This is a genomic window from Chitinophaga oryziterrae (assembly GCF_009758125.1).
In the GTDB taxonomy this organism is placed as follows: domain Bacteria; phylum Bacteroidota; class Bacteroidia; order Chitinophagales; family Chitinophagaceae; genus Chitinophaga; species Chitinophaga oryziterrae.
On the sequence record NZ_WRXO01000002.1, the window covers coordinates 841819 to 854313 of the forward strand.

A 12495-nucleotide genomic window follows, 5' to 3' on the forward strand; every position below is an offset into this window, starting at 1 on the left:
ATGAGAATGTTTAAGTATCTGCTGCTGATTTTTTTGTGTAATACTGCTGTATCGCAGGTAAAGAAGCCATCTGTTTTTAATATTGCAGATTATGGCGCTGTCAATGATAGTCATACAGATAATGCCATCGCTATTCAAAAAGCCATTGATGCATGCAATGCTGCCGGTGGGGGAAAAGTAGTAGTGCCATCAGGCGTATTTCTGACCGGGCCATTTGAATTAAAATCATATATCACATTGGAGGTGGAAAACGGGGCTAAATTATTAGCGAGCCCGGATGAACATCTATACACCAAAAGTGCTTTCAAGGAAAACAAAGGAGAGGGTACTTTATGGATCAGCGGACAAAACCTGGAGAACGTCACCATCTGTGGCGCGGGTACTATCGATGGTAATGGTATCTCGTTTATGGGTAAGGAACTGGATGATTCCTATGAACTGAAACCGTTTAATATCATTGATCCACGCCCGCACTTACTGACTATCACCGGAGGAAAAAACATCCGTATCCGTGATCTCAACATCAGTAACTCCGCTTACTGGACCGTTCATTTAATAGGCTGCAATGATGTGGCTATTGATAACCTTACTTTATTAAACAGCCTGAAAGTACGGAACAGCGACGGTATTGATGTTGATCATAGCAAAAATGTACGCATCAGCAATAGTTATATAGAATCAGGAGATGATTGTATCTGCCTGAAGAACCGCAGGGAGTTTGAGGAATATGGTATCTGTGAGAACATAACCGTGAGCAACTGCACGATGACTTCACGTTCATGTGCCATCAAGATAGGATCGGAGAATATGGACAGTATACGCCATGTAGTATTTAACAACTGCATTATCACTAAGGCCAACCGGGGCATTGGTATCCAGAACAGGGACGAGGGTACGGTAACCGATGTGATCTTCTCCAACATCATTGTTGATTCGCATTTATTTTCGGATGTCTGGTGGGGTAAGGCAGAACCCATTTATATAACGGCATATCGCCGTGCTACGGCTAACAATAAGGATGCTGGCTGGCGTTTACCCAAAGGTGTAAAAGAAGGTAAGGTGGGCAGGGTAAGCAATATCTACTTTAACAATATAGAATGCCGCAGCGAGAATGGTATTTACATAAGCGGTGAATCAGCGGATAAAATAAGTAACATTCATTTTAATAATATTGATGTTAATGTTGCTAAAACTACTACCATACCAGGTGGTAGTTACGACAGACGTCCAAGCAACGCTTCACCTTTTGTAGAAGGCAGCACGGCTGCTTTTTACCTGGATCAGGCAACTGATATCAGCATTCATGATTGTTCGGTAAAATGGGGCAGCCATCCACCTGCTTACTATACACATGTGCTGGAAGCCTACAAGGTAGGAGGTCTGAAAATTAACCAGCTGGACGGGCATTCTGCTTTCCCCGGAAAGGTAAAGGATCAGGTGACAGAAGATGTCAGGCAGGATAAATAGGCATGATAACCTGTATCCCGTTCTCTCCGGCAATAATGGCTTTCGCCGCCATCCTGTAAAACAAAGAATGATCAACTACTCCCGGTATCATTTTAATATGTGTATTCAAACCGGCAAGAGCAGGCAGCTTTGTAAAGGTAACGTCTAATAAAAAGTTGCCATGATCAGAAATCACAGGACCATCCTTCTGATTACTCATCCGCAATACCAGCGACGCATCCGGGAAATCTACCGACAGGCGTTCCCGTACAACCTGCAACGCCTGTGGTAAGATCTCTATCACTAACGGATAATTTAATTGAGGAACAAATTTCCCGGCATCACCTAATAAGATAAACTGATCAGCCATAGAAGCCAGTATCTTCTCCTTAGTATGAATACCACCGCCGCTCTTCAACGCATTCAGTTCAGCATCGAACTGATCACAGCCATCAAAATAAATATCTATTTTCTTCAAAGATGATGGTGACAACACTGTTAAGCCATGCTCTCTTAGCAGGTTAATCGTATTAAAAGATGAAGATGTAAACTTACAATCCTTCCCGATCAACTTCACCAGATGCGCAATTGTAGTGCCGGCACCTAAACCGATCGTCTGGCCATTGGCAATTATTTTCGACGCTGCAATAGCGGCTTCCATTTTATAATCGGTCATATCTTTATGTTTTAATAAAAGTTTATCCCTATTCCACCGGGTAAGGCCCCTCTGCAAATGTTTCCGGATGATATCCCTTGGAACCTACCAACAGGGAAAGCGGACTGCGCAGCCCATTATCAAGCACATACCTGAAATCATAAAGAGGTGTCCAGCCAAGATCCACACGGGCACGTTCATTCACATATACCCTGTCCATGACAGGGAACATCCGCCAGCCTTTACGGGCATAGATCGCTTCATAGCCGGGGAAAAGTCTGCGTAATACGGCCGGCGTATCAACCCGTAATGCTGCCATGTCGTTTAAGGTAAACGGGGTAGTGGCGCTGATAATATACTTGCCAAAACCAATAGCAGCAGCACGTTCTGCTGCCAGTATATGAGCATTCACCACATCCTGTATCTCCACCCGCCGGGAAAGGTATTCATTTGTTTTTAAGTTTTCGTCCGCATAAGTGTCCCGCGCACTTTTATGATCATCTTCCTCAGGGAAAAACCTTGATGTGCGTAATACAATACACGGCAGCCCCTGGTTGCGGTGGAACAACTGGCAAAGGTCTTCAGCAGCGGCTTTGGTTACGCCATAGATGTTCTTCGGGACAGGTGTTACGTCCTCTGTGATCCAGGCAGCAGGGGAACCTGCAGGCGGAATAAGGGCATCGCCAAATACACTGGTCGTACTGGTAAAGATGAACGATTCCACACCGGCAGCCACCGCTTCTTCCAGTAAATTAAGCGTACCGGTAATGTTCGTATCTATGAACTGCTGACGGCTATGCGTGCCTACATGCGGTTTGTGCAGGGTAGCAGTATGATACACTGTTTTCACCCCTGCCAGGCAACGCTTAACAAAAGCCCTGTCGGTAACAGATCCCTGATGAGTAGTAAAGGGTGAGGCCGTAATGTCCATGCCTGTCACATTCCCTTTTAACGTGCGAATCAGCGCCTCTCCAAGATGACCGGCGCTTCCTGTAACTAAAACTTTCATACTGCAAATGTAACCGGAGTTTATTAACTTCCCGGGACATTTGTCCGGAACATGATCAGAACAAATTTACAACTGCTTCATATTATAGAAAGCCTGTCGGAAAAGACGGAAGCTATTACACTACGCAATTATGGTGTTGGACAACGTATTATACAACAGGGACAGGAAGGGAAAAGCGTATATATTATAAAATCAGGCATTGCCAAATGCTTTATTACAGAAGATAACGATAAAGATTATATCCTTGAGTTTTTGGGAGAAGGGGAATTATTGGGGGAGATAGAGGCCATCAGGAAAGAGGTGGCTATCTGTAGTATAGAACCTGTTACACCTGTCAGCCTCTATACCATGAGTAACATAGAATTCATGCAGCTGTTAAAAACAAGACAGGATTTTAATGCGACGGTCATATCGCTCATGGCTACGCGGATATCCAATTCATCCATAAAAAGCGCAAGGCAACAGCTATATACCTTATCCCAGATATTACCGCAGTTGTTATCCGCACTAAACGCCCAGCAGATCACCTTTACAAAACAGGACCTGTCGGAATACCTGGGGATATCAGTCAGGAGCCTCAACCGTTTACTGAAAACTACTTGAGCAAAGGACGTGGATCAAACACCACTTTCAGCAACTTTACTTTCCCATCTTCCACAGTATACCATCCACAACCAAATATGATCGTACCGGACATATCAAGATCATACAGCAGGCAGACATCATTGCCTTCCACAAAGACCTTCTTAACATCATATTTCAGCCTCATCTTCTCCATGTCGAGGAAGTAGGCCTCTGCACCTTCCCGGGTGCCTAAAACACCTTCAAATCGCATGTCAGGCATAACATATGTCCTCGCCAGCTGGAAATCTTCTTTATTGATGGCATCGATCAAAGCAAGCACAACTTCTTTAGCTGCTCCTACAGAATAGATCGTCATATAGCATTGTTTTAACGATAATGGTTAAAAAATCATGCCAGCCCAATAATCTTCCCATCCCTCATCTCAATGATCCTGTCGCTCTTCTCCGCAAAATCATTATCATGTGTCACTGTAATAATGGTCTTATTATGCTCCCGGGCCAGCTGCTGAAAGATTTCAAATACAACGGCCGTGTTTTTACTGTCAAGGTTGCCGGTTGGTTCATCTCCCATGAGGATAGCGGGTTCATTGATCAGCGCTCTCGCTATGGCAACACGTTGCTGCTGCCCGCCCGATATTTTGGATGCTGGCTTTAATGCCTGTTCTCCTACACCCAGCATCTTTAACTTTTCATGCGCATTATACTCAATCTCATCCTGCTTTAATTTCCCCAGTCTCATCGCAGGGATCATCACATTTTTAAGACAGGAGAAATCCGGTAATAAATAATGAAACTGAAATACAAATCCCAGGTGCTGATTCCGGAATGCAGCAAGACTGTTTTGTTTATTACCGGTTATCTTTTGATCATTCAGCATTAAGGTGCCGGTATAATCCGTATCCATTGTTGAAAGGACGTACAACAAGGTAGATTTGCCGGAACCCGACTTTCCCGTGATAGACACAAATTCTCCTTTATTTATTTCAAAACTCACATCAGAAAGTGCCTGGAACTTGTCTGGTACCAGGAAGAACTTATTTATATTTTCAGCCTTTAATGCAATACTCATAATTGATATTTTATCCGCGAATAATCTGAACAGGGTCTACTTTAGAGGCTCTTATTGCCGGAATATACCCTGCAAGGAAGGAGGTGATAACACCAAACACCGCTCCCTGTATATAATGTCTGGGTTCAAACGCTATTGGCAGGTAAGTAACATTGCCTAAGCCTATATACATTTTAGAGACACTGTAAGAAATCCCCCAGCCCACTATCATCCCCAGGATGGAGCCAATAATACCTATGAACAACGCTTGCAATACAAAGATGCTGATCACATGCCTTCCCTGGAAACCAACTGCTTTCAGGATAGCGATCTCTTTTATCTTTTCATAAATGACCATGTTGAGGATGTTGTATATACCAAAACCGGCTACTATCAGTATGGTGATCACAACAGAATTGGCAATAACATCCCGGATCTTTTTTCCTGCCAGCGACTGCTCATTACTGCTCTGCCATGTTTCCACCGTATAACCGGTTTCCTGCTGAATACTTTCCGCAGTCGCAGGTGCATTGTAATAGTTTTTTATATTAATGTAGATGTCCGTAATATAACTCCTGTCTTTTTGTAACAGCTGCTGTACAACAGGGATGTTACAATAGGTCTTTGTATTATCTACTGTTTTAATAGTGGTCTTAAATATGCCTGTTACTTCCAGTGTTCTCGATGCTGTAGTACTGGTAACCGTAATATTGTCGCCTTTCTTAAGATTTAACCTCTCTGCCAGTCCAACGCCAATGATGATGCCATTGGGTTTGTTTATCAGTGATCTTACATCTCCCGTAATCATAGAAGAAGTAATGTCAAACATCTTATCCTGCTCCAGGATATTCACACCGAAAATATTACCGTTCTCCTCTACATTACTATTGCTGTAAATAATATTGGTGCTTACCTGCTTGCTCATGGAAATGATCTCTTTCCTCTTTTGCAGTTGCTGTAACACCACATCCGGATTGATGATCTTATTATCATCAGGTACAAGCTGGGGGTTACTGATCAGGTTAATGGTCTTATTGCCCATATACCTGTCCAGCATCACATGATCACTGATCCTGTTATCATTGTATAACCTGATATGTGGCGTAGCGCTGAGCATTGTTTTTTCTGTGTATTCATTTGTTCCTGTAATCAGTGAATTCAGGAAGATGAACATGCTGATACCAAATGTTACGCCAAGGGCGGCTACGATTGTTTGTTTACGGCGTCCTACCATGTAAGTAAATGCGACTTCCGTATTGATACCTGATTTCATCGCCTTAATATGTTTTAATCAGCTTGTCAGAGATAGTTACACCCTTTATCACCTCTACCCAGTCAGTGGAAACTATGCCCGTCTGAATGCTAATGGTGTCGGTCTTTTTTTTATTTTTCACCAGCACTTTTCCATCAGCGCTGAGACAACTACGTGGTATAAGCAGGGCTTTATCCTTTTTTGCAACAATGATATTCGCCTGTAGTAAAGTACCATTGATCAATGGTGGATTATTCCCTTCGAAACCGGCATCCACTTTATATGCCTGGCTTTGGGTATCAAACAGGGGATATATTTTTGTTACGGAGGCATAATATGTTTTACCCTTCTCCGTGTTTAATTCCACCAGCACTTTCTGCCCTAACTGTATTTTGGCAATACTGGCTTCATCAACAGACAGTGAAATGACCAGCGTTTTACTATTCCCCAGGATGGCCAGTGCATCACCCTTTCTTACCAGGTCGCCTTTTCGTTTCAGCAGCGTATACACTGTATAGTTGCCGGGAGATTTTAAACTATAATAACCACTGTTGATAGCAGCCGTCTGTTGCTGGCTTCTGCTGTTGATAACAGATTGTTCCAGGGTCAGCTTTGTAGCTGAAATATTTTGCTGAATAGCAGACACATTGTTGTCAGAACTCTTATAGGTTAATGCTGCATTATCCAGATCTATCTTTGCGACAGAGTTGGTAGCATACAGCCTTTGCATTCTTTCCAGTTGTACTTTATCTGTAGACTGTTTTTCAAGCGCTGTATTTAATTGTTCCTGCAGCTGTTGTAATACGGCCGAATTGGATGCCGCATTTTTATTGGCAATAACCAGGTTCTCCGTGGCTGCCTGTTGCTGTACAGCGGCAGCGGCATTGTCCTGTTTAAAGATCAGCTGACCGGCAGTGACAGTATCACCTTCTTCTACCGGTACGTCTGTAATATAACCATCGTTTAAAGCCGTTAATGTAAACTGACCAGATGATTCAATATGTCCGGAAGCAAAGACGGCTTCTGTAACAGGTGCAATAACCGGAGAGACTGTTTCTCCTGATTTACTTTTGCAGGACGAAAGAAAAAAGACTGCTGATGTTAGTATAATGAGAATCTGCCTCATGTTATTTAAAATTTATTTGTCTGATCTGCAGACGATATTGTTGTATAAAGAAGTCGCTCATGCTCTGAAGATATTCCTGCTGGTTAGTGACCAGGTCATCATAGTATTTCAATCTTTCATCCAGCGGAATGATCCCTTCATTTGCCCGCATGCCGGCATGGAAATCATTTTTCTGGTATAATGACAGGATGTTTTTTGAGTTTTCAAAGGCATGGAAGGCCGTATTATACTGGATCACCACGCTTTGGTTATTGATAGCTGATTGTAATCTTGCGGCTTCGAATTGCTGCTGTTTTAAAGTCAGGTCAACTTTCGCTTTCTGTACCTGGTAATTCCTTGTATTGCCGGAGAACAGGGGGATAGACAGGCGTAATCCTACATACTCCTGCGGCTGACTGTTACTATTCCCGAATTTCAGGAATTCATCTCCCGAGATTTGTGCATTATACTGATAAATGGCCGAAAGGGTTGGTGCAAAAGCGGCCTTGCTGGACTTCCATTCATTTTTGGATAACAGCAGTTGTACCTCTGCCAGCTGTACTGCCGGATCATCTGCAAATGTTGCCGTATCTGCTATTATCACGGCTGTTTTTTCCGCAATCGCGATACTGTCAGGAATGTTTAACAATAACTTCAACCCATTTAATTGTACCCGTTTGTTCTGGGTCGCCATTTCCAGGTTTTTTGCAGCTTTCTCTTTGTTGATGGTGGCGGTATTTAATGTTATTTCACTTACCTGCCCGTCATTGAATTTGTTTTGTACGATTGTATAAATGCCGGTAGCCGTTTTTACATTCTCTGCAGACAGTTTTTCTGCTTCGTTCAGCAATGCAAGTGTATAATATGCATTGGCCAGTTGTTCATAGAGGTCTTTTTTAGTGACCTCTATGTTCAGTGCTGCAATTTCATCATTATACTTAGCGGATTTAATGTTGAACCAGTCCTGGGTATTGATCAGGTCCATCTGGGCCGCGATATTGCCATTGTAAATGTACTGCCTGCCGAATGTGGCCTCTGTGTAAGTCCCGGCAGGTATGGACGGATTGAATAAATTGGCAGGGATAAGGGTAGACTGGATTTTGAGGTTATCAGTAAAAGCGCCATTGGCCGAAATGGTTGGATATAGACTGCCATATGCCTGCTTTACCTGTTTGCCTGTAATCAGTTTATTAGCTGCTGCCGTTTGAATCTGGATGTTATGCTTATCTGCATAGTCCCACACCTGTTGTAAGCTGGAAAAGCTCACCTGGGCAGTAGCGGATTGCGTGGATAAGCATAGCAGGACTATCAGTCCATAAATCTTGTTTGGCATTTTCGATAATTAATGACGCAAATTTCAGCCTGTTAAGGGTAACCGGTCGTATGGAAGTAAGCGAAACGGGCATTTAGATGAGTGAAGCGGGCAGGCGTTTTAAAGCCATTGATAATTTATACAACAGAATCATTTATCGGATAGCTGTATAATGGTTAAATTTGTCTAAATTAAAGGCAGAACGGACTAATTACCATTAAATTATGAAACAAGTAAAAGCCTACCCCGCAGCTATCACTATCTTCGGGGCCAAAGGGGACCTGACGAAACGTAAGCTCATTCCTGCATTGTACAATCTCTTTACAGATCATCATCTCCCGCCAGCATTCAATATCTATTGTGTTGATTTTCTGGCAGTTGATGAAAATGAGTTCAGGAAAGACATGTTGGCTGGTATCAATGAATTCAGCCGTAGCGGAACCGCCGATGAAGTGACGTGGAATGAGTTTGCCGAAAGACTATTTTATATACAGGGAGACTTCCTCAAAAAGGAGACTTATACCTCCCTGTGTGAAAAAATAAAGGCCTTCGAAAAGCAAAACGAACAGAACAGCTCCCGTATCTTTTACTTCGCTACTGCTCCCCGCTTTATCGAGATTATTTCAGAAGCATTATATAAGCATAACCTTTGCAACCGGGATGGACTGGATCGCATCGTGATAGAAAAACCATTCGGTACCGATCTGGATTCTGCCAAAAAACTCAACCGTTTCTTAGCTAAACGTTTCTCGGAAAAACAGATTTACAGGATAGATCATTACCTGGGCAAGGAAGCCGTCCAGAATATTATGGCCTTCCGTTTTGCCAACTATGTATTTGAGCCTTTATGGAACAGAAAATACATAGATCATATCCAGATCAGTGTAACAGAACAGGTGGGCGTGGGTAAACGCGGTGGTTACTACGATAGCAGCGGCGCTTTACGCGATATGATCCAGAATCACCTCTTACAGTTATTATGTATAGTAGGGATGGAATGCCCGAAAGCATATAAATCCGAAGTGATAAGGGATGCCAAAACGAAGGTGATGAAGAGCGTAAAAGCTTACACTACCCCACAGGTGTTCAAGAACGTAGTGCGCGGGCAGTATACTGCCGGTAGCATTAACAATATGCCAAGACCCGCATACCGTAAAGAAGAGCAGGTGCAGTCCGGCTCCAATACAGAAACCTTTGTGGCGGCTAAATTATTTATAGATAATGAGCGCTGGAAAGGGGTACCTTTCTTCATGCGTACCGGCAAATCCCTGCCTGCACAATCTTCAGTGATCGTGGTACAGTTTAAGGATACGCCTCATAAGATCTTTAAGGACGATATCGTACCTAACCGCCTTATTATCAGTATACAACCTGAACTGGAAATCAGTTTACTGTTTGAAAGTAAGGTTCCCGGATTACAGATGAAGCTGAAACCGGTAGAGATGGACTTTACCTATAAAGAATCTTATACAGAAACGATCCCTGAAGCATATGAAGCCCTGTTACTGGATGTGCTGCATGGTGATGCTACCCTGTTCATGCGTGCGGATCAGATAGAGGCTGCCTGGAAGGTGGTAATGCCTATCATAGAAGCATGGGAGAAATACCCTGAAAAGGACCTGCATATGTACAAGGCAGGTAGTTGCGGGCCTACGGCTTCCGGTAATTTGCTGAAACCTTTTGCAAAAGAATGGTACGAATTACCGTTTAGTAAAACGGAGAAAGCGATTCCAGATCTGAAGAGCGTACAATAATCAGAAAGCCGGTTTAAATGACCGGCTTTTTTTATGGTTAGTCATTTGAATATACTCCCCCAAAAATCAACTCAACACATCAAAGAAAGGATTAATCTGACCCTTGGATTGCTAAAATAAGAACAAGTTTAGCGGATATCAGAAGAGTCCCAGCTATTGCTTTATCATAGCCTAATCAGGAGTATAACCCATATATAAGCCATATATAACCCATATATGAAGCATATATAAGCCATACTTCTAGAGATATGCTTTATATATAGCTTGATTATCCTTTACAAATATATTATTTAAACTTCAGTTACCTGACTAGCACCTTTTTCCACCGGTGTTGAATACCATGTGAATTTCTTTAGAGTAGCCAAATCTTAGATTATACTTACTTTTATGCGGGAAGAAATTTCAGAGGATGCTACCTGAAAACCGGGAAAAAGAGAAGTCCCGCAGAACCCACCAGCGCTACAATTTCCGGTAAGTGGGAATTATTGATCATGTACCGTTTATCCCTTCAGGAAAATTCCTGTTATAACAGCTATTATTGCATCACATGCATACTATAAATGATGTTCATCAGCAATTTGCTGAATATTTCGATATACCGGTGTTAAAGCCTTACGCCTATCTGCTGTCTAAAAAGATCAGCGAAGGGCATATCTGTCTGCACCTGGATAAACTGACCGAATTACCGCCCTATTGCGGGGATATGGTACCAGGCAGCGGACCTTTACAGGCCGTTGCTCTTGTTGCCCGTAATGGCAACGATCAGCAGCCTTTTGTACTCTATCAGGACCGCCTCTATCTGCAACGTTATTTCCGCTACGAAACAACGTTCTTAAAGCGTATCCATCGGTTCCTGGCAACAGAGAAAGAACAGTTAATACAACGGTTAAAAGTACTGGAAACACACCGGGAACTTGTTACCAGCCTGTTTGCATCAGATGATCCTATAGACGAAAATACACCTGCCGACTGGCAACTGGCAGCAGCCATTACCGGTGTGCTGAATAACTTCACCATTATCACAGGAGGGCCCGGTACCGGTAAAACGACCACCGTTGCCAAAATCCTGGCCATTCTGTATAACATAGCGCCTTCGCTGAGAGTAGCACTGGCCGCTCCTACAGGGAAAGCCGCTGCACGTATGGCGGAAAGTCTGCGCAACACTAAACTGCCCGTAGCGCCTTCTTTAACAGAGAAGCTGCAAAGCCTTAGCCCGAGTACTATCCACCGCCTGCTGAAATCTAAAAAGGATAGTCCCTATTTCCATCATAACGCGGAGAACCCGCTTAATTATGATGTGGTGATAGTAGATGAATCTTCGATGATAGATATCGCGCTGTTTGCAAAATTATTAGATGCCATAGGGCCGGATACAAGATTGATTTTATTGGGAGATAAAGACCAGCTGGCATCTGTGGAAGCAGGTAGTTTGTTCGGGGATCTCTGCCAGGCACAGGAAACGCTGAACCTGTTTTCTGCCGGCAGATTAACACTTATCAATTCGTTCATCACAGATAAAAGAAAGCATATTCCGGATAGCCATATCAGTGAGGACCATCATCCTTTATTCCAGCACCTGGTAGAATTGCGCCGTAGTCACCGTTTTAAAGGGCATAAAGGAATAGGTAAATTCAGTAAGGCAATTATCAGGAATGATCAGCCTGCATTAAAAGAATTCCTGCATGCAAATAATGATGAACAGGTAGTGATTGATCCTTCTTATTCCAAAGAGCTGTTCGAACAGTTTGTATCAGGTTATGAAGCGTTTATCAAGGAGAACAATAAACAGGAAGCCTTGCATAAAATGAATGCCTTACGGGTATTGTGTGCGGTGAGAGAAGGGGAGCAGGGATTGTATGCCATCAATAAAATGATTGAAAAATATCTGCATGATAAAAAACTGATTAAGATAAATGCTGAGTTTTACGAGAACAGGCCCATCATTCTTACCCGTAACTACTATGAACATAATCTGTTCAATGGGGATACCGGTATCATCCGCCCCGATGAGAACGGGGTACTGATGGCCTGGTTCGAAGATGGTACCGGCGATTTAAGAGCAGTACTCCCTGGTTATTTAACGGAAGCAGAAACCGTATTTGCCATGACCATTCATAAAAGTCAGGGTTCTGAATTTAATAAAGTACTGGTTGTGCTGCCCGCGATCACCAATGTGGCATTACTGACACGCGAACTGTTGTATACAGCCGTAACCAGGGCGAGGACGATGGTATACGTACAATCGTCCGAAGAGGTGTTATTACAGGCCGTGGAGCATTCTGTAGAAAGAGCTTCCGGTATCGCTAATCGTTTTGTAGAAGACTGATATA

11 protein-coding genes are annotated in these 12495 nt (G+C 43.1%); 4 read left to right on the top strand and 7 right to left on the bottom strand.

Annotated elements, in window-relative coordinates; translation table 11 throughout:
• Positions 1-6: 6 nt before the first annotated feature.
• Positions 7-1467 (top strand): glycoside hydrolase family 28 protein, encoded by a 1461-nt coding sequence (locus GO495_RS11090; RefSeq protein WP_205691243.1) that lies wholly within the window; start codon positions 7-9, stop codon positions 1465-1467.
• Here GO495_RS11090 and rpiA read toward each other — a convergent pair.
• Positions 1451-2122 carry a ribose 5-phosphate isomerase A gene (gene rpiA, locus GO495_RS11095; RefSeq protein ID WP_157299738.1) on the bottom strand — a complete coding sequence of 224 codons (672 nt, stop codon included), beginning with the start codon at positions 2120-2122 and terminating at the stop codon, positions 1451-1453. The two genes, GO495_RS11090 and rpiA, sit on opposite strands and share 17 nt — an antisense overlap.
• Positions 2123-2150: 28 nt before the next feature.
• The gene (locus GO495_RS11100) at positions 2151-3110 is read right to left on the bottom strand and encodes an NAD-dependent epimerase/dehydratase family protein (RefSeq protein WP_157299739.1); all 960 of its coding nucleotides are present in this window, start codon (positions 3108-3110) and stop codon (positions 2151-2153) included.
• Between the two features lie 51 nt (positions 3111-3161).
• Between GO495_RS11100 and GO495_RS11105 the strand changes: the two genes are divergently transcribed.
• Complete coding sequence (locus tag GO495_RS11105; protein WP_157299740.1) at positions 3162-3713, top strand: Crp/Fnr family transcriptional regulator; 552 nt, start codon at positions 3162-3164, stop codon at positions 3711-3713.
• Here GO495_RS11105 and GO495_RS11110 read toward each other — a convergent pair.
• From GO495_RS11110 to GO495_RS11130, 5 genes are read right to left on the bottom strand one after another with little or no spacing between them, the layout of a single operon-like run.
• Positions 3706-4050: a nuclear transport factor 2 family protein gene (locus tag GO495_RS11110; RefSeq protein WP_157299741.1), complete on the bottom strand. Its 345-nt coding sequence runs from the start codon at positions 4048-4050 to the stop codon at positions 3706-3708. The genes GO495_RS11105 and GO495_RS11110 overlap by 8 nt on opposite strands.
• 32 nt (positions 4051-4082) lie before the next feature.
• A complete protein-coding gene (locus GO495_RS11115) occupies positions 4083-4763 on the bottom strand; it encodes an ABC transporter ATP-binding protein (protein WP_157299742.1) in 681 nt (226 codons plus the stop codon).
• Positions 4764-4773: 10 nt separating this feature from the next.
• Complete coding sequence (locus GO495_RS11120) at positions 4774-6015, bottom strand: ABC transporter permease (RefSeq protein WP_157299743.1); 1242 nt, start codon at positions 6013-6015, stop codon at positions 4774-4776.
• Positions 6016-6019: 4 nt separating this feature from the next.
• Entirely contained in the window at positions 6020-7120 is a 1101-nt protein-coding gene (locus GO495_RS11125) for an efflux RND transporter periplasmic adaptor subunit (RefSeq protein ID WP_157299744.1), read from the bottom strand.
• Position 7121: 1 nt separating this feature from the next.
• Positions 7122-8432 (bottom strand): TolC family protein, encoded by a 1311-nt coding sequence (locus GO495_RS11130; protein ID WP_157299745.1) that lies wholly within the window; start codon positions 8430-8432, stop codon positions 7122-7124.
• A 203-nt stretch (positions 8433-8635) separates the two neighbouring features.
• Between GO495_RS11130 and zwf the strand changes: the two genes are divergently transcribed.
• Together zwf and recD are read left to right on the top strand one after the other, a co-directional pair.
• A complete protein-coding gene (gene zwf, locus GO495_RS11135; protein ID WP_157299746.1) occupies positions 8636-10165 on the top strand; it encodes a glucose-6-phosphate dehydrogenase in 1530 nt (509 codons plus the stop codon).
• Positions 10166-10712: 547 nt separating this feature from the next.
• Positions 10713-12491, top strand: a complete 1779-nt coding sequence (gene recD / locus GO495_RS11140; protein WP_157299747.1) for an exodeoxyribonuclease V subunit alpha — start codon at positions 10713-10715, stop codon at positions 12489-12491.
• Positions 12492-12495: the final 4 nt, after the last annotated feature.

What these genes read in the sequence shown, in the direction of transcription:
- GO495_RS11105 (WP_157299740.1), top strand. Translation starts at nt 3,162, where the DNA reads ATGATCAGAACAAATTTACAACTGCTTCATATTATAGAAAGCCTGTCG.
- GO495_RS11110 (WP_157299741.1), bottom strand. Translation starts at nt 4,050, where the DNA reads ATGACGATCTATTCTGTAGGAGCAGCTAAAGAAGTTGTGCTTGCTTTG.
- GO495_RS11090 (WP_205691243.1), top strand. Translation starts at nt 7, where the DNA reads ATGTTTAAGTATCTGCTGCTGATTTTTTTGTGTAATACTGCTGTATCG.
- GO495_RS11100 (WP_157299739.1), bottom strand. Translation starts at nt 3,110, where the DNA reads ATGAAAGTTTTAGTTACAGGAAGCGCCGGTCATCTTGGAGAGGCGCTG.
- rpiA (WP_157299738.1), bottom strand. Translation starts at nt 2,122, where the DNA reads ATGACCGATTATAAAATGGAAGCCGCTATTGCAGCGTCGAAAATAATT.
- GO495_RS11115 (WP_157299742.1), bottom strand. Translation starts at nt 4,763, where the DNA reads ATGAGTATTGCATTAAAGGCTGAAAATATAAATAAGTTCTTCCTGGTA.
- zwf (WP_157299746.1), top strand. Translation starts at nt 8,636, where the DNA reads ATGAAACAAGTAAAAGCCTACCCCGCAGCTATCACTATCTTCGGGGCC.
- GO495_RS11120 (WP_157299743.1), bottom strand. Translation starts at nt 6,015, where the DNA reads ATGAAATCAGGTATCAATACGGAAGTCGCATTTACTTACATGGTAGGA.
- recD (WP_157299747.1), top strand. Translation starts at nt 10,713, where the DNA reads ATGCATACTATAAATGATGTTCATCAGCAATTTGCTGAATATTTCGAT.
- GO495_RS11130 (WP_157299745.1), bottom strand. Translation starts at nt 8,432, where the DNA reads ATGCCAAACAAGATTTATGGACTGATAGTCCTGCTATGCTTATCCACG.
- GO495_RS11125 (WP_157299744.1), bottom strand. Translation starts at nt 7,120, where the DNA reads ATGAGGCAGATTCTCATTATACTAACATCAGCAGTCTTTTTTCTTTCG.